This is a genomic window from Pseudomonas sp. 5Vm1k (assembly GCF_056161485.1).
The window spans coordinates 119,600-145,364 of record NZ_JBSPCZ010000002.1 but is presented as its reverse complement, the minus strand read 5'-3'; the positions used below and the strand labels follow the sequence as shown (position 1 = coordinate 145,364).

Below are 25,765 nucleotides of genomic sequence, written 5' to 3'. Positions count from 1 at the left end.
TATTTAGATGGCGAAGGCTCTGGCCTGTGGGCTCAAGATGAGTACTCAAAGATCGGGAGAGGGTCTCGACGCTCCACCAGCACCGGGTCACTTGTTCAAATGATAAAGTTATGTTTAATAACTATTATTGAAAGTTACTCATTTCGATCAATCATTGCGCTCAGGGGAATAACAATGAATAACCCCCACATGCTGTTTCCCGGTCTCGCGATACGGGAGGAGCATTTCTCGCCCCGCGGGGACAGTACCCAGCTGACCGAGGGCAACTCACCGACCCTGGCCGAGTTGACCGAATGCCTGTTCTTTTCCCCTGTCGACGGACGCATCTGGCTCAACGATCAGCGGATGCTGCTGTTGCACAGTTCGTCCTTCGGCGCACTACGGCGCGAGATCATCGATCGCCAGGGTCTGGAACAGACCCGTGGTCTGTTTACCCGCACCGGCTACCTGTCAGGCGCACGCGATGCACGGCTGATCCGCGAGCGTTGGCCAGACGCCGATGCCGCAGCGATCTTCTCCGCAGGCACTCGCCTGCACACCCTCGAGGGCATGACCAAGGTCGAACCCCTGCACTTCAAGTTTGACGCCGACTCCGGCTTTTACGAAGGCGAGTTCCTCTGGCATCACTCCTGCGAGGCCGACGAACATATCGCTGCCTACGGGATCGGCCAGGACCCGGTGTGCTGGACAGAACTGGGCTATGCCATCGGTTATGTCAGCGGGCTGTTCGGCCGCTTGGTGATCTTCCGTGAAACCGAATGCCGGGGCATGGGCCACGAGACCTGCCGAGTGGTCGGCAAGACCGCTGAACAATGGGGCGATGTCGAACAGGACCTGAGTTATCTCACCGCCTCGCCATCAGGCGTCGCTCCGAGGCAGCGTCCAGCACCAGAACCCGCCCCCGATGACGAAAACGAAATGCCGGGCGGGCCAAAACCTATCGGAGCCAGCGCCGCCTTCAATGCCGCCACCCTCGCCTTGCAACGCGTGGCTCCAACGCCGGCGACGGTGCTGTTCGGAGGCGAGTCAGGGGTCGGCAAGGAGCTGTTTGCCCGCCAGTTACATCAGTGCAGTCCACGCCATCTGGCACCGTTCGTGGCGCTCAACTGTGCCGCGATTCCGGACAATCTGATCGAGGCGGAGTTGTTCGGTGTCGAGCGCGGCGCCTATACCGGTGCCACCCATTCGCGCCCGGGGCGCTTCGAACGGGCTCACGGCGGCACCCTGTTTCTCGATGAGATCGCCAGCCTCAGCCTGCCCGGACAAGGCAAGCTACTGCGGGCCTTACAGGAACGTGAGATAGAGCGAGTCGGTGGTGGTCAGCCCATCAAGGTCGATGTACGGGTGGTGGCGGCAACCAACGTCGACTTGCGCAAAGCGGTAGCGGCTGGGGACTTTCGCGAGGACCTGTTCTACCGCTTGAACGTCTTCCCCATCACCCTGCCGCCCCTGCGTGAACGACGCGACGACATCCCGTTACTGGTCAATGCGTTCCTGCGGCGCTTCTGCCAGGACTACGCGCGCAAACCCGCCGGGCTGACCATGCGCGCACTCAAAGCATTGCTACGCTACGACTTCCCCGGCAACGTGCGGGAACTGCAGAACCTGGTAGAGCGCGGTCTGATCGCCAGCGAGGATGGTCAAGCCATCGACCTGGTCCACCTGTTTCGCAACGAGCCCATACCACAGGAGCTGTACTCTCTGGACGACAAGGGCAGCCTCGCGGCCATCGATCAGCGTCCCGCCGGCGCACCGCCTCGCCCGGCCTTGCTGGAAACCTTGACCCGGCTGGAACAAGGCTTCTCCATTGAAGGACTGGAGTCGCGCTTGATCGACGAAGCGCTGCAACAGAGCGAAGGCAATCTGGCTGCGGCTGCACGACTGCTGGGGTTGAGTCGTGCGCAATTTGCCTATCGGTTGAAGAAGTACCAACAGGCGTCGACAGAACGGCCATCCTGAAGCGCAAAGCCATTCACGTTTATCCCCCCAAAACCGCCACTGGCGGTTTTTTTGCACATCAATATTCTTCAATGGATCCATTAAACACACTTAAAGCATACGCATCATGAATAAAACATGCTTTACACGCCTGTTTATAAGCACATAAGGCGTCAGGCAAGGTTGACTTGCGGTATCCGCTTATCGCTTAATGGATCCATAAAATCAAAAACAAGTGCTGACCTGGAGAATATTCATGTACCCAAAAAACACGTGGTACGTCGCCTGCACCCCCGATGAAATTGCACAAGGCCCCCTCGGGCGGCAGATATGCGGCGAAAAAATCGTTTTCTATCGCGGCCAGGAAAACCAGGTTGCCGCGGTCGAGGACTTTTGCCCGCACCGTGGCGCGCCGCTGTCATTGGGCTACGTCGAAAACGGCAACCTTGTGTGCGGCTATCACGGCTTGGTCATGGGTTGCGACGGAAAAACTGTCGAAATGCCAGGGCAACGGGTACGCGGCTTCCCTTGCAACAAGACGTTCGCGGTGGTCGAACGTTACGGTTTTATCTGGGTCTGGCCTGGAGAACAGGACAAAGCCGACCCGACGCTGATCCACCACCTGGAATGGGCCGTGAGCGATCAATGGGCGTACGGCGGCGGTCTGTTCCACATCGGCTGCGACTATCGCCTGATGATCGACAACCTCATGGATCTGACGCACGAGACCTACGTGCATGCATCCAGTATCGGCCAGAAAGAAATCGATGAGGTCGCCCCGACCACGACGGTCGAGGGCGATGAAGTGGTCACCGCACGGCACATGGAAAACATCATGGCGCCGCCGTTCTGGCGCATGGCCTTGCGCGGCAATAATCTGGCCGACGATGTGCCGGTGGACCGCTGGCAAATCTGCCGCTTCTCGCCTCCCAGCCACGTACTGATCGAAGTGGGTGTCGCCCATGCCGGCAAAGGCGGCTACCACGCCGACGCCGAGTTCAAAGCTTCAAGCATCGTGGTCGACTTCATCACCCCGGAAACCGACACCTCCATCTGGTACTTCTGGGGCATGGCGCGCAACTTCAATCCTCAGGATGAAGCACTCACCGCGACCATTCGCGAAGGTCAGGGAAAGATTTTCAGCGAAGACCTGGAGATGCTCGAACGCCAGCAGCAAAACCTGCTGGACCACCCTCAGCGCAATGTTCTCAAGCTCAATATCGATGCGGGCGGCGTGCAGTCGCGCCGAGTCCTGGAACGAATCATCGCCAGCGAGCGAGCCCCCGAGCCGCCATTGATCGCCACCGCTCAATAGCCTGGCCAGGGCACGCCATGCCGTGCCCGCCCCTTGCGCAGCACACGTTCAAAATAACCAGAAGTGACCACTGTGGTGGCAACGCTCCGAGGATGAAGCATGATCGATGTAGTGGTGGTATCGCGCAAAAACGAAGCTCAGGACATCTGCAGCTATGAATTGGCCTGCGTCGATGACAGCGCACTGCCCGGCTTCAGTGCCGGCGCGCACATTGACGTGCACCTGCCCGGCGGACTCATCCGTCAATACTCCCTGTGCAATCACCCCGAAGAGCGCCACCGTTACCTGATCGGCGTGCTCAAGGATCCAGCCTCGCGCGGCGGCTCGCAATGCCTGCACGAACAGATCAACACCGGGGATCGCCTGCGCATCAGCGAGCCACGCAATCTGTTCCCGCTGGCACACCAGGCCAGGCGCAGCCTGTTGTTTGCCGGCGGCATCGGTGTCACGCCGATTCTGTGCATGGCTGAACGTCTTGCCCACAGCGACGCGGACTTCGAAATGCATTACTGCGCACGCTCGAGCGAGCGTGCAGCCTTTGTCGAACGAATCAAGAACTCGTCTTTCGCCGACCGGGTATTTCTGCATTTTGATGAGCAACCCGAGACAGCGCTGAACGCCGCCAGGGTATTGGCCCAGCCAGGAGAAAACGTTCATCTGTATGTTTGCGGGCCGGGCGGTTTTATGCAGCACGTGCTGGACAGCGCCAGGGCTCAAGGCTGGCAGGAAGACTCGCTGCACCGCGAATACTTTGCCGCCACGCCAGCCGATACCAGCAACGATGGGAGCTTTTCGGTCAAGGTTGGCAGCACCGGCCAGGTCTTCGAAATCCCGGCCGACAAGACTGTGGTTCAAGTGCTGGAAAGCCATGGCATCGATATCGCCATGTCCTGTGAACAAGGCATTTGCGGCACGTGCCTGACCAGGGTACTGGAGGGCGTGCCGGATCACCGCGACCTGTTCCTCACCGAAAATGAGCAGGCACTTAATGATCAGTTCACGCCGTGCTGCTCGCGCTCGAAATCACCGCTACTGGTGCTGGACCTCTGAAAAGGCCGAACCCTCACTCAGAGCGGTGAATGACCTTCATCCGCTCATTGGCTGTCGCAGAACCAAATACCTCGGCATAGCGCAGGGTAGCGTTGGCGTGTTCGCGCATGATCGCTTCGGCGCGGGCGCCCTGGCGATTGATCAAGGCATCGAAGACGGAATGATGTTGCATGTGGGCGAAGTTGAAGCGCCGATACTCGCGGACCATGTCGTTACGATCCACCGCCAGCGCGGTCACCGAAGCAAACGGCAGGTGGTCGTTGCGCGCCAGCGCATCGGCGATGGCCGGGTTGTGGCTGCCGTCGACGATCACCTGATGGAAACGCATGTTGAGGTCATGGTAGACCTCCAGATCGTCTTCTGTGACATAGCCCTTGTCGAACAACTCGTCGCCTTGCAGCAGGCATAGTTCCAGGATCGCGCGCCCCTCTGCCGAGAGTCCGCGCTCGGCGGTCTGACGCGCCGCCAGGCCTTCGAGCACTCCACGTACTTCAACGGCACCGGCAATGTCATTAGCACTGACCGAGCGCACCTGAAACCCTCGACCGCCGAACCGCACCAGCAACCCTTCCTGTTCGAGGGTTCGAAACGCCATACGCACCGGCATCCTGGACACCCCGAACAGCTCCGCCGTGGGGATTTCCATCAGTCGTTCGCCAGCAGCCAGCTCGCCCGAGGCGATCATCTTGCGCAGCGCTACCAGCACCAATTGACCGGGCTTACTCATCCAGACGACTTCCAGAAAACGTGGGCGGCCATAGTAACGCAAGCCTTGCACAAGCTGGAGATCAACGCGCACAGCAGCAAATACGCAAAAAAGAAGCTCGCGGTTTCCAGTTTGCCAGCGCGCAAGAGGCTATAGGGCTCAGTCGCGGTACTGCGGGTTCTCGATCAGCACCGCCATGCCCTGCCCGCCACCGACACAGGCAGCGGCGATTCCGTAGCGCAGATTCTGCTCGCGCAGCTGTCTGGCCAGGGTCATCACCAGACGCAGGCCGGTGGCGGCCAATGGATGGCCGAGGGCGATGGAACCGCCTCGGCGGTTGAGCTTATTGATGTCCATCTCCAGCGCCTGGGCCACTGCCAGCACCTGCGCGCCCTGCGCCTCGTTGATTTCAAACAGGGCAATATCGTCCTGCACCAACCCGCTGCGTTGCAGCAGCAGTTGGATCGCCGGAACCGGGCCGATCCCCATGAACTCCGGGGCCACGCCAACCACCGCCGTCGCCAGCAGGTTTGCCAGTGCCTGTCGCGCACCCGCCGATGCGCGACCGACCAGCACCGCCGCCGCGCCATCCACCACTGCACAGCTGTTGCCGGCGGTTTGCACGCCCCCCGCATGAATCGCCCGCAACTTCGCCAACGCGAGTAAATCAGTGGGCCGAATGTGGCTGTCGAGGGTGATTGCATCTACCCGACGCGGCAGCGTAATGCCCCTTGGCTGATAGCCGTCCAGCACGAACGACTCGTTGCGCACTGCGACAATTTCATCGGCGAACCAGCCCGAGGCCTGCGCTTGCAATGCTTGCTCATGGCTGTTGAGGGCATAGGCATCCACCGCTTCGCGACTCAGGCCATGACGCTTGGCAAGGTTTTCCGCCGTGGCGATCATGTCCAGTCCCGGTGCCGGGTCGTACAGCGCCTCCCAGAGGAAATCCTTGAAATCCACCGACGCACCGAGACGAAATCCGCCTCGATGGGTGTAGGCAGCAATCGGATTGCGCGACATGGACTCGGCGCCCACACACAGCGCCAGTTCTGCGCCGTCGCGAAGTTGCTCACCGGCCTGGCGCAGCAGCTCGAAGCCGGTGGCGCAGATGCGCTGCACCGCCAGCGCCGGCACCTGTTGCGGCACACCGCTGTAAAGACCGATGTGGCGTGGCAGCAAGTAGGCATCGAAGCTGGCCTGAGCCATGGAGCCCGTCAGCACAGTGTCGACTGTCCTTGGATCGAGCTCGGCACGGGCCAGCACTTCACGACCGACCTTGATGCCCAGATCGATGGGCGATACCTGGGCCAGCGCACCGCCAATGTCAATCCAGGGCGTGCGCACGGCCTCAAGAATCGCCACATCGGTGAAGGCCGAATACTGCCCTGCGTAACTCAAGACCGTGGACCGGCGCGCAGAATCGAGAGGTCTTCGCCGCGATACAGCGCCTCGACCTTGGCTGCACGCCATTGCAAGACCGCCCGCTGGTTGATCGAGCCTTTGTCGGTGATTTCACCGCGATCGATAGACGCGGCCTCGTCGAGCACCGCGATCCACTCCAGTCGACTGGCATTGCCGGTGGCGTCGCGGTTGAGCCGTTGCAGCCAATCACCGAACCACTGACGCACCGGCACGCTGGCCAGGACCTCGGCATCGCTGGCGTCCGGACTCAAACCGGCCAGACGTCGGCATTCGTACAGCCGAGGAAAGACCAGCGCACCCAGGCATTCGCGGTCGGGCGCGGCCACCACCATATCCTGAACATAGGGCGAACCTTCGAGCACCGCGCGATTGCGCAACGGGCCGACGCTGACAAACACGCCGGAGCTGAGTTTGAAGTCCTCGGCAATGCGCCCGTCGAACATCAGCCCCAGTTGTGGATCACGGGCATCGGCCAGTTTCAGCGCGTCGCCGGAACAGTAGAAACCTTGTTCGTCGAACACCTCGGCGGTCTGCTGCGGCGCACGCCAATAACCGGGCATGATGTGTGGCCCGCGAAAACGCCCCTCCAGCTTGCCGTCCACCGGCACCAGCCGCACTTCACAACCGGGAGCCGGCAGGCCGATATAACCGGCCATGGACAGTGGTCCGGTGGTGAACGTGCAGGACGGTGCCGCCTCGGTCATGCCGAGCCCGGCCATCATGCGAATGCGTTCGCCACAATGCTGTTCGGCGACCCGATCCAGGCGATCCCAAACCCTTTGGGACAAGCCGGCAGCGGCGAAAAAGAACAGCTTCATGCGCGAGAAGAAACGTTCGCGCAACTCGCCGTCCTGTTCCAGGGCGTTGACCAGTTCTTCCCAGCCCTTGGGCACGGTCAGGTAGGCGGTGGGCGATACCTCTTTGAGGTTGCGCAGTGTTTCGGCAAAGCCCTGGGCGGTCGGCTTGCCATCGTCCAGGTAAAAGGTGCCGCCGTTGTACAGCACGATGCCAACGTTGTGGCTGCCGCCGAAGGTGTGATTCCACGGCAACCAATCCACCAGCACCGGTGGTTCTTCGCCGAATACCGGGAAGGTCTGCAACAGCATCTGTTGGTTGGCGCAGAGCATGCGCTGGGTGGTGACCACCGCCTTGGGCAGTTTGGTGGAGCCGGAGGTAAACAGAAACTTGGCGATGCTGTCCGGCCCGGTCGCCGTGAAGGCGCAATCGGCTTCGGCACCGCCGGGCTGTTCCAGCAGGCTGGCAAAGCTCGCCTGATGCCGACCCGGTATTTGGCCACGCACAGTGATCAGCGGCGTGTCAGCCGGCAGCACCGCATCGATTGCCCGCTGATAGGTCGAGGCGTCGCTGACAAACACCAGGCCCGGTTGCAGCAGGTCGCAGACATGCCGCAACTTGGCGAAATCCTGAGACAACAACGAATAGGCCGGTGAGATCGGGCTATAGGGAATGCCGGCGTACATGGCGCCCAGAGCAATTTGCAGATGCTCGATGTCGTTGCCCGAGAGGATCGCCAGCGGTCGCTCGGCCGAAAGACCGTAACTCAGCAGGCGTTGGGCAATGGCGCGGACGCTGGTCAGCATCTCGGCGTAACTCACCCGGTGCCAGTCGCCGCCGTCCTGGCGAGCAGCGATAAAGGTCTGTTGCGGGCGCACCTGGGCCCAATGCACCAAGCGATCCAGCAAGCGTGCGGGCAACTCAGCCAAAGGCTCCAGGGAGCGCATGTGCAGGATGCCCTGCTCTTCGCTGACCTCGACCGCAGGACGGCCAATGGATACGTGGCGATAGCGCGTCGCACTGGCTTCGTTCTGGGGTGGCGATCTGAATTCGGAACTCACGTGGTTGTTCTCCATCAAGGCACACCACGGCTCGCAGAAATGCGTTCACCGGGGCATGGCAGCCTGCGACTGCAGCCTCGTTATTGTTATGTCTGGCCTGCACGCGGGCGACGATCGCTCTCAAGCGTTCGTCGCCCAACGGTGCGACGACTGCTCAGATCGGGTAGTGCCGCGGTCCGTTCTGCAAGGTCACCCAACGTAACTGAGTGAAGTGCTCGATGGACGCCTTGCCGCCAAAACTGCCATAGCCGCTGGATTTGACCCCGCCGAAGGGCATCTGCGCCTCGTCGTGCACGGTCGGGCCGTTGATATGGCAGATACCCGATTCGACCCGCTGAGCCAAGGCCAGAGCACGGCTGGTGTCGCGACTGAAGATTGCCGCCGACAAGCCGAATTCGGAATCGTTGGCCAAGCGCAACAGCTCTTCATCGCCCTCGCCTCGTAGCACCACCGCCACCGGGCCAAAGGATTCTTCGCGGTACAGACGCATGGCATCGGTGACGCCGTCGAGCAAGGTCGGCTGCAGAATGCTGCCCTCCAGCTGTCCACCCGCAACCAGGGTTGCACCCTTATCGAGGGCATCGTCGATCAACAGTTTGATGCGTTCACCAGCATTGCTGTCCACCAGAGAACCGAGGACCGAACCTTCGGCATTGGGATTGCCCGCGGGCAAGGCGGCGATCCTAGCCGCCAGCCTGGCGACAAAGTCATCGGCCACGTTGGCATCGACGATCAGGCGCTCGGTGGACATGCAAATCTGCCCCTGATTAAAGAAGGCACCAAAGGCCGCCGCCTCCACCGCGGCATCCAGGTCGGCATCCTCCAGCACCAGGAACGGCGCCTTGCCTCCCAGCTCCAGTAACGCCGGTTTGAGATGACGCGCCGACAGTTCGCCGACGATGCGCCCGACATGGGTCGAACCGGTGAAGTTGACCCGACGCACCGCCGGGTTGGCGATCAGCCGCTCGACAATCGCCGCGGCATCCTGGGGCGCGTTGCTGATGACGTTGACCACGCCATCACCGAGGCCGGCGTCTTGCAACACCTGACCGATCAGCCGGTGCACCGCCGGGCTCAGTTCCGACGCCTTGAGCACCACGGTGTTGCCGCAGGCCAACGGCATGGCGATGGCGCGAGTGGCGAGGATCACCGGCGCGTTCCAGGGCGCGATGCCCAGCACCACGCCGCAGGGTTGACGCAGGGCCATCGCGAAGCTGCCGGGCACATCCGAAGGAATGATTTCGCCGTTGATCTGGGTGGTCATGCACGCGGCTTCGCGCAGCATGTTGGACGCCAGGTGCACATTGAAACCGTACCAGTTGGCCATGGCACCGGTCTCGCCGGCCGCCGCGATGAATTCCGCGCTGCGGGCCTGCAACTGCTCAGCTGCGCGCAGCAACCGGGTACGTCGCTCGTTGGGGGCCAGGGCCGCCCAGGCGGGGAATGCGGCTTTGGCCGCGGCGACCGCAGCATCGGCATCTTCCAGGGTGGCGGCGGCAACGCGCGACACAACTTCACCGGTCACCGGATTACGCCGTTCGAAAGTTCGACCGTCTCGGGCGGGGCACGACTGGCCGCCAATCAGCAGGGGCACGTCCAGCATGGTGATTCCTCTTTATTGTCTTTATCGGGAATACGTTCGAGGGGTTCACAGTAGCGCCGAGGCGCCGGGGCGAACAGCTGGCGGACGCTCGATCGCCCGGCCAGCTCGCCTTGATTTCAACGCCGCAATTCAGCGCTTGTAAGTCTGCAAACCGGGTTTGATGCTCTTGTCGTCGAGGAACTGCTTCATGCCCTGCTCGCGGCCACCTTCGGTGTCCAACAGGCGCGACTGATCGAGCTTGGCGTACAGGTAATCTTCGTTCTGCTCCCAGGTGAGTTCGCGGCAACGCTTGAAGCCATGCTTGGCCGCGCGCAGCACCACCGGGTTCTTCTCCAACAGATTACGCGCCAGTTCGATTGTCACGTCACGCAGTTGCGCCAGGGGCACGCTCTCGTTGACCAGGCCCATCTCGGCGGCTTTCTGTCCGCCAAAGGTCTTGCCGGTCATGATGTAGTACAGCGACTGGCGATGGCCCACGGTGTCTGCCATGGCCTTGCTCACCAGATTGCCCGGCGGAATGCCCCAGTTGATTTCCGACAGGCCGAAGGTCGCTTCATCGGCGCAGATCGCCAGGTCACAGGCCACCAGTGGGCTGAAACCACCACCGAAGCACCAGCCGTTGACCATGGCGATGGTCGGCTTGGCGTACATGCGCAGCAGTTTCCATTGCCATTGAGAGGCTTCGCGGCGGATTTTTTCCTGAAGGATTTCCGGGCCGGCGTCCACTTCACGGAAGTATTCCTTGAGGTCCATGCCGGCGGTCCAGGCTTCGCCCGCACCGGTCAGCACCAGTACGCCCGCGTCCGGATCCTGCTCCAGGGTTTCCAGAACGTCGATCATCTCGCGGTTCAGGGTCGGGCTCATGGCGTTGCGTTTTTCCGGGCGGTTGAGGATGACCCAGGCGATGCCTTCCTCGATTTCCACTTTGACCGTTGTCCAGCGACCTTCGTAATTGCTCATGGCGATGCTCTCTTGTTCTTGGCTTGACGATGGGTAAAAACTAAACCGACAATTTAGTTATGTCAATTAACTATTAATTGAATTAACCAAATATTTTTCGCCATCGAGCTCCATGGAAAGGCGACGTGTTAGGTCCCTGGCGTAGCTATTCCTGTCCAACCTCGTCAAACTAGATACCTTTATTAACCTGAAACTCGAGGGATTTTCCCGCAATGGCCAAGTCGTCCAAAAATGTCGCTGCCCCAGAAGCCCTGGCCGACAACGCTGAAATTCAGGCGCCGATGGACTCCGCATTGGACGAACTGATCGGTTACGCCATGCGCCGGGCCCAGTTGAAACTGTTCCAGAATCTGATCAGCCGACTTGCGGCCCACGACTTGCGGCCCGCGCAGTTCTCGGCACTGGCGATCATCGAGCAGAACCCCGGGCTGATGCAGTCCGACCTGGCCAAAGCCTTGACCATCGAACCGCCCCAAGTGGTGCCGCTGCTTAACAAACTCGAAGAGCGCGCGCTCGCGGTACGGGTACGCTGTAAACCGGACAAACGCTCCTATGGGATATTCCTGAGCAAGACCGGCGAGACGCTACTCAAGGAGTTGAAGCTGATTGCCGCCGAGAGCGACATGGATGCCACGTCCGCTCTCGACAGCCAGGAACGCGAAGAACTGCTCAGGTTGCTAAAAAAGGTCTATCAAGCCTGAAACGCGAACGCCGGCGCGCTCCTGGGGAGCGGCCGGATTCATTACAAGTGAAACGGCTTACCAGATCGGCACGGTGTAGAGCACCAGAAAGCGCGTCTGGTTTTCATCGCGAAACGCCGCGCCGGCGGGGAAGTCGTTGCGATAGATCGACTTGCGCGCCATCAGCCCGACATTCTTCAGCGGACCACTCTGGATCACATACCCCAGCTCCATCTGGAACTCCCGCTCATTGCGGTCGTCGGCATTCAATGCCGCCAGTTCGATATGGTCACCGCGCACATAACGCAGGCGGCTCTTCAGGCCGGGCACCCCGGCGGCAGCGAAGTCATAGTCGTACATTGCCTGCCAGGTTCGCTCCTTGGCATTGAGAAAATCCGAACTCATGGTCAGCTCGCTCATGCCCATCAACTCGGTGCCTGACACATAGGGTGTCGCCGTGTCGCCACTGGCGTGCATATAGCCGAGGCTCAAACGATGGCCGCCAAAACGATAGCCGAACAGCGCCGAGAGGTTGCGATTGTCCACTTTGCCGGCCTTGGCGCTGCCGTCTTCATCGCTGAAAAAACTGCGCAGGTCGCTGGTCAGCGTGCCCTCGCCCACCTGCAGCGTATACAGCAACGCCAGGGTGTTCTGCTGATACAGGTCCGCCACTTCGGCGTGATACACGCGCAGGCTGAGGTCCTTGTTCACCTGATAATCGCCGCCGACATAGGCCATGTACGATGAGGTGGCCGCACCGTTGAAACGCCGGTTTGGCGAAGCGATGCTCATTGGCTGGTAGTCGGTGGAATCACGCTTGTTAATGCGGTCGATGTAGCCGGTGTTGACGGTCAGTCCGTCGATGTCCTTTGAGCTGAGCGTGGTGCCGCGAAAAGTCTGCGGCAGCAGCCGCGACGGGCTGGCGAAAGCGAATGGCAGGAAGATCGACACGTCGCCGGTTTTCACCGTGGTCTGGGCAACACGCATCTTGGCGGTCATGGCCAGGCGCGAATACTCGTCCGCCGCGCGCTTGTCGCTGCTGGACACCGGCAGCAACTCGGTGCCGCTGCGGTCCGGCGACGAATCCAGCTTGACCCCCATCAACCCACGGGCGTCCAGGCCGAAGCCGACGGCCCCCGGGGTAAAGCCCGACTCCACATTCATGATGAAACCCTGAGCCCATTCCCGGGCCGCGGTTTTCGCTCCGTCGTCCTTGTAATCCCGATCCAGGTAGTAATTACGCAAGGTCAAGGTGCCGTGACTGTCATTGATGAAGCCATCAGCCAGCGCCGATGGCGCAATCAAACTCAGGCTCAGCAAGGCCAGGTGGCGTGCGCGAACAGGTAAGGTTGAATCCGCCGCAAAGACGTCCCAAGGAAGGTTTGGCATGTTCGATGTCCACTTATTGTTGTTGTTTTTTGAACGGGATCGTTGGGGTTATCCCGGAGATCTGCGGCCAGAGAATGGAAATAGCCCGGCTTGGCGTCAACCGTAAGTAACCGATAAACGAACATTAATATTGTTATCTATTTTCTAGATACACCTCTGTTTGAATGTCATCCGATTGATTTAAATAAGTTAAATGATGGATTTCAGCCAATAATCTCAGGCATTCATTTTTTAGTTATCTTTGTTAATCTTATTTCAGACCTGTCATCGCCTCGTGAGAACAGGCTCGCGCTCAACCGTCAGCACACCAACAAAAACAATAATGAGGTTCGCCATGGACACCCCATCACGTCGCACGACGCTGACCATTGCCCTGTGTTTTATCGTTGCATTGATCGAAGGTTTCGACCTTCAAGCTGCCGGTACCGCGGCCTCGGGCCTGCGTCAGACCTTTGCCCTGGACCCGAAATCGATGGGCTGGGTGTTCAGTGCCGGAATCATCGGCTTGCTGCCGGGCGCCTTTTTCGGCGGTTGGATTGCCGATCGTATCGGCCGCAAGAAAATCCTCATCGCAGCGGTGCTGCTGTTCGGTGTGTTCTCCCTCAGCACCGCCTACGTCAGCAGTTTCTCTGGCCTGCTACTGGCTCGCTTCATGACTGGCCTGGGCCTGGGCGCCGCCCTGCCCAATCTGATCGCTTTGTGTGCCGAGGCCGTGGGTGAGCAACGTCGCGGCACCGCGATCAGCATCATGTATGCCGGCGTGCCGTTGGGCGGCGCATTGGCGGCGTTGGTCGCCATGCTCTTCACCGAGCATTGGCAGACGACCTTCATCATCGGCGGGCTCGCGCCGTTGCTGGTGGTGCCGCTGATGATCCTGTTGTTGCCCGAGTCCAGCGCCTTTCGCCAGCAACAAGGCACCGCCACCATGGCCCGCATTTCAACCGGCCAGGCGTTATTCGGCGAAGACCGGGGCCGCGTCACCTTGGCGTTATGGCTTAGCTACTTCTTCACCCTGACCGTGATGTACATGTTGCTCAACTGGCTGCCATCACTGCTGCTGGAACAAGGTTTTAGCAAAGCCGAGGCTGGCCTGGTGCAGATGCTGTTCAACATCGGCGGCGCCCTCGGCTCGCTACTTGGCGGGGTACTGCTGGATCGCTGCAACGGCGTCAAGGTGGTGCTGTTCGTATACGCCGCATTGCTGGCAGCGCTGGCCGGGGTCGGCTTGTCGGTGGGCATCGTCCCCATGGCCATAGCCGGGTTTTGCGCGGGTTTGTTTGTGATGGCCGCGCAACTGGTGCTTTACGCCCTGGCACCACCGTCGTACCCGACCTCGGTACGTGCCACCGGCGTCGGCGCCGCGGTAGCCATCGGTCGTCTGGGGTCAGTGGCCGGGCCTTTGGCCGCAGGGCAGATACTGGCGGCCGGTGCCGGCACCACTGGGGTATTACTGGCGACTTCACCTGGGCTGGTGATTGCAGCACTGACCATCATCAGCGTGATTACCCGATCGGCCCCGCAGACTGTGCCCGAACTGAGGACGGCGAACCCGGTCGCGGACAAACCCTGACTGCGCCCTCTGCCACAGAAACAAGAAAAGAGACCGAGGTCTCTTTTCTTGTTTTCAGCGGCCGGTTACCACACGGCAATATGCGAATCGGCTCGCGGCTCGGTGCCGCCGCACAGCACACCGGTGTCCGGGTCACGGACAATGATCTGCCCTCGGCCGTAATTGATCAGGTCGCAATCAACCTGAATCTGGTGTCCACGCCGTGCCAGCGAAGCGGCCAAGTCCCGAGACGCCCCGTGTTCGATGCCGACTTTCATATCCCCCAACCACTGCCACCGCGGAGCGTCCAGCGCGGCTTGGGGGTTGAGACCAAAATCCACCAGATTCATGACCATCTGCACATGGCCTTGGGGCTGCATGTAGCCGCCCATGACGCCGAACGGCCCCACCGGTGCGCCACCTTTACTGATAAAGCCGGGAATGATGGTGTGAAAGGTTTTTTTGCCCGGCGCCAGGCAGTTGGCGTGGTCAGGGTCGAGACTGAATTCCTGTCCGCGGTTCTGCAAGGCGATGCCGCTGTCTGGCAGTACCACACCGGAGCCAAAACCGTGGTAGTTGCTCTGGATGAAGGACACCATATTGCCCTCCGCATCCGCCGTGGCCAGGTACACCGTGCCGCTAGCGTGGGGATCGCCGGGATTAGGTTCTCGTGCCCGATCAGTGATCTGCTCACGACGTTGCCGGCTATAGGCATCGCTGAGAAGGTCAGCCACCGCCACACGCATGTGCAGCGGATCGGTGATGTAATGCAGGCCGTCGCTGTAGGCCAGCTTCATGGCTTCCAACTGACGATGCCAGGTCTGCTGGCTGTCTCGGTGATCGAAGTCGAAGCCCTGAAGGATTTTCAGGGTCATCAGCGCCACCAGCCCTTGACCGCTGGGGGGAATTTCCCACACATCGTAGCCGCGGTAATTGATGCTGATCGGATCCACCCATTGGGCCCGATAGTCTTGCAGGTCGCTGGCTCGCAGGTAGCCGCCGGTGGCGCGGGAATGGGCATCCAGACGCTGAGCCAGGTCGCCGCGATAGAGGCTTTCGCAAGCGCTGTCCGCCAGTTCTTCAAGCGTTCGGGCCTGCGCCGGGTTGCGGAATAATTCACCGGCCTTTGGCGCACGGCCATCAATCAGGAACGTGTCGAACCAGGTGTCGAGCACTGAGTCTCGATGGGGACTGAATTCATCCAGAGAAGTCTGCCATTGCTGGGCGACCACCGGGGACAGCGGAAAGCCATCCCTGGCCAGACTGATGGCGGGCTGCAGCAACTCGGCAAAGGGCAGCTTGCCGAACCGTTTGGACAACTCCGCCCAGGCCGAAGGGCAACCCGGCACCGTTACCGGCGTCCAGCCATAAAGCGGCATCTGCTCGTGACCACTCGCTTTGACGGCATCGATAGTCAGCGCTGCCGGCGCGTGGCCGTTGCCGTTGAGTCCATGCAATTGGCCTTTGCTCCAGACCAGGGCAAAGGCGTCGCCACCCAAGCCGCAGCCAGTAGGTTCAACCACAGTAAGCGCTGCTGCCGTGGCAATCGCGGCATCAATGGCATTGCCGCCGTTGCGCATGATTTCGATGCCGGCTTCGGCGGCTAGCGGCTGGGAAGCCGCGACCATGCCACGGCGGGCAAACACACTCTGACGTTGCGACGCATAAGGATATTCGTGGGCAGAAAATTTCAACATGGCAAAAGCTCTTCCAAACAAGGATTCATTGGCCGCAGGTGTCCGGCTTCATTACCGGGTAAAAAAAGACCTGACTGAAAAGATCACAGCACGCGACTGAGAAAGGCCTGGGTCCGCGGGTGAGTTGGTCGACTGAAGATCTGCTCCGGCGGACCCTGCTCGATCAGTTCGCCCTGATCGAGGACCACCACGCGGTCAGCGACTTCTCGGGCAAAACCCATTTCATGGGTGACCACCACCATGGTCATGCCGTCGTCGGCCAGTTGCTTCATCACCTGCAGCACCTCGCCGACGGTTTCCGGATCCAGGGCGCTGGTGGGCTCGTCGAACAGCATGGCTTGAGGTTTCATCGCCAGTGCCCGGGCGATGGCCACGCGCTGCTGCTGTCCACCGGACAACATCGAGGGGTAATGCATCGCCTTGTCCGCCAGACCGACTCGGGCGAGCAACGCCCGGGCCTGCTCCAAAGCTTCGGCGCGTGACACGCCGAGCACCTGGATCGGTGCCTCCATGATGTTTTCCAGCGCGGTCATGTGGGGGAACAGATTGAAGCGCTGGAAGACCATGCCGATGTCCCGACGCTGGCGAGCGATGTTGCGCTCGGAGTCGCGCACCAGGCTGCCGTCAGCCCGCTCGCGGTAACCCATCGCTCGGCCGTTGACGCGAATTCGCCCGCTCTGAATGTCTTCCAGCAGATTGATGCAGCGAATAAAGGTGGTCTTGCCCGAGCCCGAAGCGCCGATCAACACCACCACTTCACCGCGTCGCACCTGCAAGGAAATCCCCTTGAGAATCTCCAGATCGCCGAAAGACTTATGAATGTCCAAAGCCTCGATGATCAGTTCTTCACTTTTGTGCGCCATGCTTAACGCCCTCTCAGCAATTTGAGCGTGCCGCGGCCGAACATGCGACTACCAGCCGCAGGCGGTGCGGGTCGATCGGACTGTCCGAATCGCGCTTCCAGCCAACGCTGGAAGAAGCCCCAGAGAGTGGTCAGCAGCAGGAAATAAATCGCCACCACCAGGTACAGCTCAAATACCCGGAAGGTCGCCGACGTGACCATTTGCGTGCTCAGCAGCAACTCCTGCACGCCAATCACACTGACCAGCGTCGTATTCTTGAGCATCACGTTGAATTCATTGCCCAATGGCGGAACGATGACCCGGAACGCCTGAGGCAGAACAATGCGCCGCATCAGTTTGGCGAAGGTCATGCCCAGCGAACGCCCAGCCTCGTACTGCCCTTTGTCCACGGCGCCAATCCCCGCACGGATGATCTCGGCCATGTAAGCGCCTTCGTTCAGACCCAGGGCGATAATCGCTGCCTGGATGTTGCCCGGCACTACTAAACCGAACAGTTGCACGTCCTCGAAACGGAAGATCCCGCCGGCCGCCAATGCGGTGTAAAGAAAGACGATCTGCACCAACAGTGGCGTGCCGCGCATCAACCACACGTAAAACCGTACCGGCAGATTGAGTAACGGATTGCGCGACAGACGCAACAGCGCTGCCCCCAGCCCCAACACACAACCCAATGCCATTGCCAGCACACTGATCAGGCACGTCAGCCAGAGTCCGGTGAGGTAAACATCGCTGGGCTGCAGAAGGTACTGCCAGAACACATCCCAATTGAAATTCATCGAGTGTTCGCCTCAGTCGAGTGTGTCGCTGGAAACATGCCACTTGCTCAGTAACTGCACGTAGCTGCCATCATTGCGCATGTCACTGATGATCTGTTGTACAGCGGCAGTGAGCTGCGGATCATCCTTGCGAACTCCCAAGCCGGTGAGAATCCGGCTGAAGGCCGGAACGCCCTCCTCAAAAAGATCAGGCGCCATTGCGGCGTAGTACCCGGCGGTTTCTACGGTGGTGCCGTAAGCATCTACCTGACTGATACGCAGCGCCTGAAAAGCGTCAGTGTCAGTGTTGTAAACCACCAGTTTCATCGGCGTCTTGCCAGCTTTGGTCAGCTTTTCGTTCTCGGTATCCAGCAAGGTTTTGATCGTGGAGCCATTGAGCACTGCCACCTTGTGCCCAGACAGTCCATCCAGGGTTTTAATGCCCTTGGGATTGCCTTTTGGAACAACCACTGACTGGCTGGAATACATGTAATTGACGATGTCGATCACCTCCCTGCGTTCGGGCTTGTCGAACAGCTGATCGACGATCATGTCGCACTGCTGGGCGAGCAATGCTGGCAGCAACCCGGAGAAAGGAATGACCCGCCATTGCACCGGTTTGTCTCCCAGGCGCTTGGCGATTTCCAACCCCAGATCGACCGTCAGGCCCTTGGGTTTCTGCGCCTCATCGAAAGACACCAAGGGCGGTGAATCCATGCCCGAGCAATACGTGAGTTTTTCAGCCTTTTGCAGTCGCTCCGGCACCTGGGGCGCGGCAACCGCCCACTGTGCACAGAGCCCGAGGGATACAGCCGCAAGTAACATATGGCGTTTATGCATGACGAGACACTCCAGTTGTTTAGTAACGGGGCAGTACTCAAAGTCAAAACACTGTCGGGTTTAAGCCCGATTCTATTTTTCCGATTGCAGAAACTGGATCAGCGCCGGCACCGTACCCTCGATGTGCTCGCGCACTATTGCCTCCGCCCGGTCGACATCACCTGAGCGAATGGCGTCAAGGATCACCGCGTGTTCCTGGCGAGCGCTCAAGGGTTTTTCACTGTGTTGCAGCCACAGGCGCATCGGCGCCTCGATCAGCGAATACAGCGCCGAGATCTGCTTCATCAGCCGAGGACGGCCGCTGAGGCTGCACAGGTATTCATGGAAAGCACGATGGAGCCTGACCCACTCGGCGCTTTCGTCGCGGTAGTCATCCATCTCGTCCAGCATGCGTTCCAGAGCCGCCAGTTGACGTTCACCGATCTTGGCCACGGCCACGCGGATGGCCAGGCCCTCGAGGGCACTGCGCATCTCGAAGACTTCGTGCAATTCGTCGAAATCCAGGCCACTGACTATGGCCCCGCGGTTAGGCCGCAGGGTGACCAGGCCTTGAGCATCGAGACGGCGAAAGGCTTCGCGCACCGGCATCCGGCTCATGCCGATTTCGCCGGCAATGTCCTCCGCGATCAGACGGTCGCCTTTGCGGTAACGACCGCCACAGATCGCTTCCAGCAGAAAGTTGTAAGCCTCCTCCTCGGCGGTCAGGGGCTGACGTTCAACGTAGGTGGGAGCGAATTGCATAAAGTCACCTTTTGCAGTTTTGTATCCAATTATCCATAGATTCAAAAAAGCAGAAACCGTGCCAGCCTGCTTAGAACTAACTCAAGCTATTAATTGGAAAGGAGTTTCAACCCAAAACTGGTGATCTTTAGATCGGCGTGACACTCGCCGTGTGCTACGAAATGGCCCAGCGCGCCCCAAAATGGGTGAATACCGGTATCCAGGTAACAGTTCAATTCACCTTCGAAGGCTTTCTTTTTCGCGAAAGAGCGCACTACAGAAATTAGCGCTTTAAAAGTTTTACTCGATTAAGTATTTTGCATGGATGATTGGGCGACATCCGCCCCCCTTTTTCATAGCGACAGGAACCTCCCGTGAGCGGACTACGTGAACGTCAGAAAGTCGAACGACGCCAAGCCATCAGCAAGGCAGCGATCGAACTGTTTGAGCGCCAGGGTTTCCAGAACACCACCATCGAACAGATCGCCAACCAGGCTGGGGTGTCGGCGCCCACCGTGTTCAAGTACTTCGGTAACAAGCAGGAAATCATCCTGGAAATCCTGCGCGACGCCGACCAGCGAGCACTCAAGGACGCCCGCAGCCAGATGCCTGACATTAAGGATCCGGTCGATGCCATGTGTTACCTGGAGCGGCGGCTGACCGGTTACGCACTGGAGGTCATGCACCCCAGCCTCTGGCGTGAACTGCTGCCACTGATCCTGTTTGGCGGCGACAACGGATTGCCCGAAGGCTATCGCGCCATGAACGATGCGCTCCGGGCTGAAATCAGTGGATTGCTCAGAGAGCTGCAACAGGCTGGCAAGCTACGCGCTGACCTCAACGTCGATCTGGCCGCTTTCCTGTTGAACGACTATTCACACCTGCAGTTGTTCAGGCTAGTCAACCAGGAACCGCCGGATGTCGAGTCCCACTCCGCTCAGGTAAGGCATATCACCGAGCTGCTCTTTTACGGAATGCGGGCCTGAGAAAACACACAGATGCAACCACCTCGCAAGGTGTTTGGCTGAACGCCAAACAACAGAGGGCCGATTATTAAATCGAACGGCGGACCGGTATGAAAAAAGATAATTCGGGCAGCTCAACGATGGAGAGTTCACGCCTGGTGCTGGGCGGCAATGTCTTTGGCTGGACTGTCAGCGAACAAGATTCGCTGAAGCTACTCGACGCAGCGTTTGAACTCGGCATCAACACCTTTGATACCGCAGACGCCTATTCCATCTGGGCCAGTGGCAATAGCGGCGGCGAGTCGGAAGCCATCATTGGCAAATGGCTGAGTCAGAACGGCCACCGACGCGGTGAAGTGAAGATTATCACCAAGGTCGGGGCCGAACTCTCGCCCGATCAGCACGGGCTCTCGAAAGGCAGAATCCTGCAAGCCGTGGATGACTCGCTGCGTCGACTGCGAACCGATTACGTCGATTTGTACTTCTCCCACTACCCGGATGCCTCGACAGCACACGAGGAAACCCTGGAGACTTACAGCACGTTGATCGCCTGCGGCAAGGTGCGCTCGATCGGCGCATCCAACTACACCCTCGAAGATCTACAGGCCGCTAAATCCTCTGCCGATCGCCACGCCCTGCCCCATTACGCCTGCCTTCAGGTGGAGTACAACCTCTGTGATCGCCATGACTTCGAACAGCAGTTGCGTGCTTTTGCCCTGGCCGAGGGCTGCGAGGTCCTGACTTACTTCAGCCTCGCGTCGGGTTTCCTCAGTGGCAAATACAAAGGCCTGAATGACCTGACGCATAGTGCTCGCCGCGAAGACCTGGAAAAGTACTTCGATGAGCGCGGCATGCGCATTTTGCACGTACTGCATCAGGTGGCGAAGGAACAGCAGGTCCCACCTGCGGAAATCGCCTTGGCCTGGGTCATGCACCAACCCGGTGTAACTTCTGCCATTGCGAGTGCCACCAACCTGGAGCAACTGAATAGTCTGGCGCGTTCGACGCAACTGGGGCTGGATCCTCAAACCCTTGAACGACTGGACCTCGCCAGTCTCCTTTGAGACTGGCTGTACGCGATAGCCCAGGCACCTGGCCGGCGAGACCGGCCACAGTGCCCCTCACCTCAGGTCTTGAAACGCTCCAGCAAACGTCCTTGCTCTGTGGCCTGTCCACTGACATCGGCGATCTCCTGCGCCGACCCACGTGCGCTGACCGTCAGATCCTCGCTGAGCTGCCGGATGCGACCGACCGAACTGTTGATCTGCTCCGACACCGCGCTCTGTTCTTCGGCAGCGCTGGCAATCTGAACATTCATTTGAGCCACCCGACCTATGCCTTCACCGACGCCGTACAGCGAGTCGACTAACGCACCAAACAGCGCCGCCAGTTCCTGGCCGAGACTCTGATTCAGAGTCATCGAATGCACGACGACAGTATCCTGCTGCAGGTCTTCGATGATCGAGCGTGTTTCCTGGATCGAGTCCTGAATGCGGCTGGACAGGTTGCGTACCTCATCAGCCACCACGGCGAACCCTCTTCCATATTCGCCAGCCCTTGCAGCCTCGATCGCTGCGTTGAGCGCCAGCAGGTTGGTCTGTTCGGCGATGTCTCGGATGATGTCGAGGACGCTACCGATCTTTTCACTCTTGACGGACAGTTGGTTGACCTGGCGGTTGGCGTTGGCCAGATCTTCGCCCTGACGGGCAACTATCCGGGTGGTTCTTTCGATCAGCCCCCGGTGCCGTCGTCGATAGTCTGCAAAATAGTCCCCGTCGCTTCCGATGCCAATGCAGTATTGCGAGCAATCTCCTGCGCCGAAAGGTTCATCTGGTACATCGCCGTTGCGACCTGATCGATGTCCTGGCGCTGGTGCTCCATGGTTTGCAAGTTGGCGGTGCTGCCTTGGGCAGATCTGGCCGCCGCTGCCCGCAACTCGATCATCGAGCCCTTGAGACGGGTGACGATAGGTTGCAACACATCAAGAAAAGCGTTTAGCCCGCTGGCCACCCCGCCCAGTTCGTCGGCACGGGCGTAGTCCAGGCGCTTGACCAGATCGCCTTCGCCACGGGCCAGATCGTCGGCCATCCGCGACATTGCCTGCAGTGGTCGTACGATGCTCCGGGACGCGAACCAGATCACCACCAGTCCAAAAACCGTCAGCGCCAAGCCTATCAGCACTTCCTTTTGCACGGCCGCGAGCAGGCGCTCATACATCGCTTCGTGCAACTTAAGCAGCGGTGCGAACATCTGCTTAGAGGGTATCTTGACCACTACACAAAAAAATGGCGACATGCCTGTCGCCGATCAGAAAAGAGCCCGTCACACCTCCCTGCACTGCCGGTCATCCACACGCGTCCAACCGGCGATGCACGCGAGTAACAAGGGTTAACAGAGGCCGTATTCAACAGCAGAGGTGAATCTCGGGCATCAATAGAAGCGGTAGCAGCGAATCACTACCTGACGTGCAGTGGGGTAATGCACCTGGCCGATAAAGCTTGCACGGGTGAGCCAGTCCAGGCGCCCCTTAGGCACTTGAAACACCGGCGTGCAGGTACAGTGGTACTCCGTTTCGGGAATCGGCCACTGGCCTTGTCGCTCCAGCTGGCGACCGTATTCGGTCATGTTCAGCTGGCCGATGTTACGGATGTTGATCAACTCCCCCTGGTCGGTACGTAAGCTGTAGCGTGCGTCCAGTTGACCGACGCCGTCAGGGCGCAGCAGGAAGATATCCTCGCCCCCGGCCAACACCTGACCTTTGAAGTCCAGCCCTTCGAAATCCCCCCCGACAATAGGATAGTTGCAACGCACTCCCTCGACGCTCTCCCCCAACATCAGCCCAGGGCCGATATCGACGCACAGGGTCAGCACCCGCTGCAGATTGGGTGCAACGCCCATCAACTCCAATGGTTCAGCCATGGCAAACACTCCTGTGTGGCCCGGCACAAAAGCACCGGGCCACAATGATCAGAGATTGGTCTTGATGCTGGTCCAGGTGCGAGTGCGAATCCGCTCCATGGCTGGCGGCATGGGCTGTAAAGCGAACAGGGTTTTGCGCGCTTCGTCCGGCACATACATGTTGGGGTTGTTGCGGATGTCGGCGTTCACCAGCGCGGTGGCATCCTTGTTCGGGTTGGGGTAACCGATCTTGTTGCTGATCCGGGCGATCACATCGGGACGAAGGATGTAGTTGATGAACTCGTAGGCCTCCTTGGTGTGGGGCGCGTTAACCGGCACCATCATCACGTCTGACCACATCGGCGCACCTTCCTTGGGTAATGCCATTTCCACCCTCACACCCTTGCCCGCAGCATCGGCCAGGCTTTTGGCCAGCGCCACGCCGCCCGACCAGCCAACGGCGACGCAGATGTCACCGTTGGCGAGGTCCATGCCATAGCGCGACGAGTTGAAGTAGGTGACGTAAGGGCGAATCTTCATCATTGCCGCCTGAGCCTGCGGGTAGTCCTCGCGTTTCTGGCTGTTGGGATCGAGGCCCTTGTAGTGCAAGGCGATGGGCAAGATCTCGTTGGCTGCATCGAGAAAACCGACGCCACAACTGGCCAGCTTGCTGAGGTTCTCTTCCTTGAAGATCATGTCCCAGGTGTTCATCTGCACATTGGCGCCCAGAATCTGCTGAACCTTGTCGACGTTGTAGCCGATCAGCGTGGTGCCCCACAGGTAGGGCGCAGCGTAGCGGTTGCCCGTGTCACCCACCGCCTCCAGGGTTTTCATGAACTCCGGGTCCAGATGCTGCCAGTTCGGCAACTGGCTGCGATCCAGAGGCTGGACAGCACCCGCCGCGATCAAGTGACTCAGGTTGGCACTGCCGGGGTAGACAACATCATAGCCAGAGTTGCCGGTGAGCAGCTTGGACTCCAGGGTCTCGACGCTGTCGAACACGTCATAGATCGGACGGATCCCGGTTTCCTCCTGAAAACTCTTGAGGATCTCCGGTGGCAAGTATTCGATCCAGTTATAGATGCGCACCGTGCGCTCTTCAGCCAGGGAAACGCCCGCCGTCAGCAACGACAGCGCAACGGACAACAGGGTGTTACGTACATGCTTGTTCATAATGAAAAACTCCTACGCGGCCGCGGGGCTCGCGACACTTAATAGCGGTAGGTGAAGTACAGTTCCAGCGCGCTGAATTTCTGATCATCGCCGAATACTTGCTTGGCAGCGGCCAGCGGCTTGACCCAGTTATAAGACAGTGACGTATAGAACGACGGAGTCGGCGTCCAGTCGAGGAAAACCACGCTCTCATCGGCAAAGCGCCGATCGCTGACGGGGGCGCCCATGTAGTTTTTCTCGTCCAGCCAGAACTGATAGTGAATCGCACCGAGGGTCAGCGTTGGGTTCAGGTGAGTTTTGAGTGAGAACTGCTGAACATTTTCGTTGCTGTTGAACAACAAATAGTTACCGACGACATCCCCCACCAGCCAGGTGCTCCAGTCGACGAAGCCTTTGCTCAGAGGGTCCCAAGCTTTCTGGCGATTGTCGGTGGGTTTGTCATCGCCGGAAAAACTGGCGTAGCGATAGCCGATGACCGGCGTCAGAGGCAAGCTATTGAACGCGTAGTCAGCCTGGCCATACCAAGCGTTGGCATCGTAATCGACGCCCTCGCCACTGCCTTTCTCCAGCGCATATTCGGCGTTGAGCGTCAGGGCGGACACGCCCGGCAACTTGGCGTTGAGCGCCCTTACGTTGTACACCAGCATCCCGTCCCGGAATCGAGGGGCGGTACTGCCCTTGGGGCCCAGCGCATGAACCTTCATCACCATGGCACCCAGTGTCACCTGGTCGTCGAGGTTGTAGTCCAGGTTCGCGCCCGTCATGCGGAAGTCACCCAGATCATCGTCGGTTCGCAAGGTGAAGGCCTGGCTCTTCAAGGCCCCATGATCCCAGGCCAGGATGGCCGAATCCTTGAAGGCGGTTCGGGGGCCAAGCCAGTAAGCGCCGTCCTTGAGCTGATCAAGGTTACCGTCCATGACGATGAAGCCAGTACCAATCATGTAGTTCTGGCGTCCGGCAGTCAGCGTCCATTCCCCGGTGCGGAAACCACCGTAGAGTTCTTCGGCGGCCACATCACCGTCAGAGCCGCGCGTAAAGCCGCCGGCATCGCCATCGCCCAAGGTCGTCGCCGCCACGAGCGAGCCGCCGGCCAGCAGGCTGAAGTCAGGCTGCAGCGAGTAGTCCAGCTTGATACCCGGCTTGACGTAGAACTCCTGCCAGTCGATTTCCGTGCCGCCATTTTTGCCGCTGCGCACATCGACGCGGCCACTGCCAAAGTTGACGTTGCGAGTGGAAATAGTCGCCCCCCCGGCGCTGAGATTGACCTCACCCTTGAGGTTGCCGTCCTCGAAGGTGTAGCCAGCCAACGCAACGTGGGTGGTCAGGGGTAAGCCGAACGCTAAGAGCGCTCGAGAGAAACGCGTCATCGAAACCATATGAAGC

General features: G+C 59.7%; 23 protein-coding genes. 7 read left to right on the top strand and 16 right to left on the bottom strand.

The features are described 5' to 3' along the window. Window positions 1-174 precede the first annotated feature (174 nt). The 3 genes from ACWIKB_RS04475 to ACWIKB_RS04465 all read left to right on the top strand — a co-directional run bounded on the left by ACWIKB_RS04475 (window position 175) and on the right by ACWIKB_RS04465 (window position 4,303). Window positions 175-1,959 carry a sigma 54-interacting transcriptional regulator gene (locus tag ACWIKB_RS04475; RefSeq protein WP_475265508.1) on the top strand — a complete coding sequence of 595 codons (1,785 nt, stop codon included), beginning with the start codon at window positions 175-177 and terminating at the stop codon, window positions 1,957-1,959. A 235-nt stretch (window positions 1,960-2,194) separates the two neighbouring features. Continuing rightward, window positions 2,195-3,253 carry a Rieske 2Fe-2S domain-containing protein gene (locus ACWIKB_RS04470; protein ID WP_475265507.1) on the top strand — a complete coding sequence of 353 codons (1,059 nt, stop codon included), beginning with the start codon at window positions 2,195-2,197 and terminating at the stop codon, window positions 3,251-3,253. A gap of 99 nt (window positions 3,254-3,352) precedes the next feature. Beyond that, complete coding sequence (locus tag ACWIKB_RS04465; protein WP_475265506.1) at window positions 3,353-4,303, top strand: PDR/VanB family oxidoreductase; 951 nt, start codon at window positions 3,353-3,355, stop codon at window positions 4,301-4,303. Between the two features lie 13 nt (window positions 4,304-4,316). Here ACWIKB_RS04465 and ACWIKB_RS04460 read toward each other — a convergent pair whose 3' ends face one another. The 5 genes from ACWIKB_RS04460 to ACWIKB_RS04440 form a co-directional block, all read right to left on the bottom strand. Next, on the bottom strand, window positions 4,317-5,030 hold the full coding sequence (locus tag ACWIKB_RS04460; RefSeq protein ID WP_475265505.1) for a GntR family transcriptional regulator: 714 nt from the start codon (window positions 5,028-5,030) through the stop codon (window positions 4,317-4,319). Window positions 5,031-5,168: 138 nt separating this feature from the next. After that, a complete protein-coding gene (locus ACWIKB_RS04455) occupies window positions 5,169-6,410 on the bottom strand; it encodes a thiolase family protein (protein WP_475265504.1) in 1,242 nt (413 codons plus the stop codon). Beyond that, on the bottom strand, window positions 6,407-8,290 hold the full coding sequence (locus tag ACWIKB_RS04450) for a feruloyl-CoA synthase (RefSeq protein WP_475265503.1): 1,884 nt from the start codon (window positions 8,288-8,290) through the stop codon (window positions 6,407-6,409). The genes ACWIKB_RS04455 and ACWIKB_RS04450 overlap by 4 nt, the downstream gene beginning before the upstream one ends. Window positions 8,291-8,444: 154 nt before the next feature. Then, window positions 8,445-9,893 (bottom strand): aldehyde dehydrogenase, encoded by a 1,449-nt coding sequence (locus ACWIKB_RS04445; RefSeq protein WP_475265502.1) that lies wholly within the window; start codon window positions 9,891-9,893, stop codon window positions 8,445-8,447. A 129-nt stretch (window positions 9,894-10,022) separates the two neighbouring features. Continuing rightward, window positions 10,023-10,853 (bottom strand): p-hydroxycinnamoyl CoA hydratase/lyase, encoded by an 831-nt coding sequence (locus ACWIKB_RS04440; RefSeq protein ID WP_280161165.1) that lies wholly within the window; start codon window positions 10,851-10,853, stop codon window positions 10,023-10,025. Window positions 10,854-11,065: 212 nt separating this feature from the next. On the opposite strand from ACWIKB_RS04440, the gene ACWIKB_RS04435 reads away from it, so the two are divergent. Then, window positions 11,066-11,554 (top strand): MarR family winged helix-turn-helix transcriptional regulator, encoded by a 489-nt coding sequence (locus tag ACWIKB_RS04435; protein WP_475265501.1) that lies wholly within the window; start codon window positions 11,066-11,068, stop codon window positions 11,552-11,554. 57 nt (window positions 11,555-11,611) lie between these two features. On the opposite strand, the gene ACWIKB_RS04430 is transcribed toward ACWIKB_RS04435, so the two are convergent. After that, window positions 11,612-12,922 (bottom strand): OprD family porin, encoded by a 1,311-nt coding sequence (locus tag ACWIKB_RS04430; RefSeq protein ID WP_475265500.1) that lies wholly within the window; start codon window positions 12,920-12,922, stop codon window positions 11,612-11,614. Window positions 12,923-13,256: 334 nt separating this feature from the next. Between ACWIKB_RS04430 and mhpT the strand changes: the two genes are divergently transcribed. Further along, window positions 13,257-14,492 (top strand): 3-(3-hydroxy-phenyl)propionate transporter MhpT, encoded by a 1,236-nt coding sequence (gene mhpT / locus ACWIKB_RS04425; protein WP_475265499.1) that lies wholly within the window; start codon window positions 13,257-13,259, stop codon window positions 14,490-14,492. Between the two features lie 65 nt (window positions 14,493-14,557). On the opposite strand, the gene ACWIKB_RS04420 is transcribed toward mhpT, so the two are convergent. The 5 genes from ACWIKB_RS04420 to ACWIKB_RS04400 form a co-directional block, all read right to left on the bottom strand. Continuing rightward, the gene (locus ACWIKB_RS04420; RefSeq protein WP_475265498.1) at window positions 14,558-16,168 is read right to left on the bottom strand and encodes a gamma-glutamyltransferase family protein; all 1,611 of its coding nucleotides are present in this window, start codon (window positions 16,166-16,168) and stop codon (window positions 14,558-14,560) included. Window positions 16,169-16,251: 83 nt separating this feature from the next. Next, complete coding sequence (locus tag ACWIKB_RS04415; RefSeq protein WP_475265497.1) at window positions 16,252-17,031, bottom strand: amino acid ABC transporter ATP-binding protein; 780 nt, start codon at window positions 17,029-17,031, stop codon at window positions 16,252-16,254. A gap of 2 nt (window positions 17,032-17,033) precedes the next feature. Next, complete coding sequence (locus ACWIKB_RS04410) at window positions 17,034-17,807, bottom strand: amino acid ABC transporter permease (RefSeq protein WP_475265496.1); 774 nt, start codon at window positions 17,805-17,807, stop codon at window positions 17,034-17,036. A 12-nt stretch (window positions 17,808-17,819) separates the two neighbouring features. After that, window positions 17,820-18,626 carry an ABC transporter substrate-binding protein gene (locus ACWIKB_RS04405; RefSeq protein WP_475265495.1) on the bottom strand — a complete coding sequence of 269 codons (807 nt, stop codon included), beginning with the start codon at window positions 18,624-18,626 and terminating at the stop codon, window positions 17,820-17,822. A gap of 72 nt (window positions 18,627-18,698) precedes the next feature. After that, window positions 18,699-19,367: a GntR family transcriptional regulator gene (locus tag ACWIKB_RS04400; protein WP_475265494.1), complete on the bottom strand. Its 669-nt coding sequence runs from the start codon at window positions 19,365-19,367 to the stop codon at window positions 18,699-18,701. 353 nt (window positions 19,368-19,720) lie between these two features. On the opposite strand from ACWIKB_RS04400, the gene ACWIKB_RS04395 reads away from it, so the two are divergent. Together ACWIKB_RS04395 and ACWIKB_RS04390 are read left to right on the top strand one after the other, a co-directional pair. Beyond that, window positions 19,721-20,332, top strand: coding sequence for a TetR/AcrR family transcriptional regulator (locus tag ACWIKB_RS04395; RefSeq protein WP_475265493.1), 612 nt, complete (start codon window positions 19,721-19,723; stop codon window positions 20,330-20,332). A gap of 89 nt (window positions 20,333-20,421) precedes the next feature. Further along, window positions 20,422-21,375 (top strand): aldo/keto reductase, encoded by a 954-nt coding sequence (locus ACWIKB_RS04390; RefSeq protein ID WP_475265492.1) that lies wholly within the window; start codon window positions 20,422-20,424, stop codon window positions 21,373-21,375. 62 nt (window positions 21,376-21,437) lie between these two features. On the opposite strand, the gene ACWIKB_RS04385 is transcribed toward ACWIKB_RS04390, so the two are convergent. The 5 genes from ACWIKB_RS04385 to ACWIKB_RS04365 form a co-directional block, all read right to left on the bottom strand. After that, window positions 21,438-22,025 (bottom strand): methyl-accepting chemotaxis protein, encoded by a 588-nt coding sequence (locus tag ACWIKB_RS04385; RefSeq protein WP_475265860.1) that lies wholly within the window; start codon window positions 22,023-22,025, stop codon window positions 21,438-21,440. A 17-nt stretch (window positions 22,026-22,042) separates the two neighbouring features. Beyond that, a complete protein-coding gene (locus tag ACWIKB_RS04380) occupies window positions 22,043-22,606 on the bottom strand; it encodes a HAMP domain-containing protein (protein ID WP_475265491.1) in 564 nt (187 codons plus the stop codon). A 135-nt stretch (window positions 22,607-22,741) separates the two neighbouring features. Then, window positions 22,742-23,230: a DUF3237 domain-containing protein gene (locus tag ACWIKB_RS04375; protein WP_475265490.1), complete on the bottom strand. Its 489-nt coding sequence runs from the start codon at window positions 23,228-23,230 to the stop codon at window positions 22,742-22,744. A 48-nt stretch (window positions 23,231-23,278) separates the two neighbouring features. Next, complete coding sequence (locus ACWIKB_RS04370; RefSeq protein ID WP_201180444.1) at window positions 23,279-24,382, bottom strand: polyamine ABC transporter substrate-binding protein; 1,104 nt, start codon at window positions 24,380-24,382, stop codon at window positions 23,279-23,281. A gap of 38 nt (window positions 24,383-24,420) precedes the next feature. Then, on the bottom strand, window positions 24,421-25,758 hold the full coding sequence (locus ACWIKB_RS04365; protein ID WP_475265489.1) for an alginate export family protein: 1,338 nt from the start codon (window positions 25,756-25,758) through the stop codon (window positions 24,421-24,423). Window positions 25,759-25,765 lie beyond the last annotated feature (7 nt).

Excerpts from the sequence above, each read along its gene's own strand:
- ACWIKB_RS04475 (WP_475265508.1), top strand. The coding sequence starts at position 175 with ATGAATAACCCCCACATGCTGTTTCCCGGTCTCGCGATACGGGAGGAG.
- ACWIKB_RS04420 (WP_475265498.1), bottom strand. The coding sequence starts at position 16,168 with ATGTTGAAATTTTCTGCCCACGAATATCCTTATGCGTCGCAACGTCAG.
- ACWIKB_RS04430 (WP_475265500.1), bottom strand. The coding sequence starts at position 12,922 with ATGCCAAACCTTCCTTGGGACGTCTTTGCGGCGGATTCAACCTTACCT.
- ACWIKB_RS04435 (WP_475265501.1), top strand. The coding sequence starts at position 11,066 with ATGGCCAAGTCGTCCAAAAATGTCGCTGCCCCAGAAGCCCTGGCCGAC.
- ACWIKB_RS04390 (WP_475265492.1), top strand. The coding sequence starts at position 20,422 with ATGAAAAAAGATAATTCGGGCAGCTCAACGATGGAGAGTTCACGCCTG.
- ACWIKB_RS04410 (WP_475265496.1), bottom strand. The coding sequence starts at position 17,807 with ATGAATTTCAATTGGGATGTGTTCTGGCAGTACCTTCTGCAGCCCAGC.
- ACWIKB_RS04460 (WP_475265505.1), bottom strand. The coding sequence starts at position 5,030 with ATGAGTAAGCCCGGTCAATTGGTGCTGGTAGCGCTGCGCAAGATGATC.
- ACWIKB_RS04470 (WP_475265507.1), top strand. The coding sequence starts at position 2,195 with ATGTACCCAAAAAACACGTGGTACGTCGCCTGCACCCCCGATGAAATT.
- ACWIKB_RS04440 (WP_280161165.1), bottom strand. The coding sequence starts at position 10,853 with ATGAGCAATTACGAAGGTCGCTGGACAACGGTCAAAGTGGAAATCGAG.
- mhpT (WP_475265499.1), top strand. The coding sequence starts at position 13,257 with ATGGACACCCCATCACGTCGCACGACGCTGACCATTGCCCTGTGTTTT.
- ACWIKB_RS04380 (WP_475265491.1), bottom strand. The coding sequence starts at position 22,606 with ATGTCGCCATTTTTTTGTGTAGTGGTCAAGATACCCTCTAAGCAGATG.
- ACWIKB_RS04465 (WP_475265506.1), top strand. The coding sequence starts at position 3,353 with ATGATCGATGTAGTGGTGGTATCGCGCAAAAACGAAGCTCAGGACATC.
- ACWIKB_RS04405 (WP_475265495.1), bottom strand. The coding sequence starts at position 18,626 with ATGCATAAACGCCATATGTTACTTGCGGCTGTATCCCTCGGGCTCTGT.
- ACWIKB_RS04365 (WP_475265489.1), bottom strand. The coding sequence starts at position 25,758 with ATGGTTTCGATGACGCGTTTCTCTCGAGCGCTCTTAGCGTTCGGCTTA.
- ACWIKB_RS04400 (WP_475265494.1), bottom strand. The coding sequence starts at position 19,367 with ATGCAATTCGCTCCCACCTACGTTGAACGTCAGCCCCTGACCGCCGAG.
- ACWIKB_RS04375 (WP_475265490.1), bottom strand. The coding sequence starts at position 23,230 with ATGGCTGAACCATTGGAGTTGATGGGCGTTGCACCCAATCTGCAGCGG.
- ACWIKB_RS04370 (WP_201180444.1), bottom strand. The coding sequence starts at position 24,382 with ATGAACAAGCATGTACGTAACACCCTGTTGTCCGTTGCGCTGTCGTTG.
- ACWIKB_RS04415 (WP_475265497.1), bottom strand. The coding sequence starts at position 17,031 with ATGGCGCACAAAAGTGAAGAACTGATCATCGAGGCTTTGGACATTCAT.
- ACWIKB_RS04445 (WP_475265502.1), bottom strand. The coding sequence starts at position 9,893 with ATGCTGGACGTGCCCCTGCTGATTGGCGGCCAGTCGTGCCCCGCCCGA.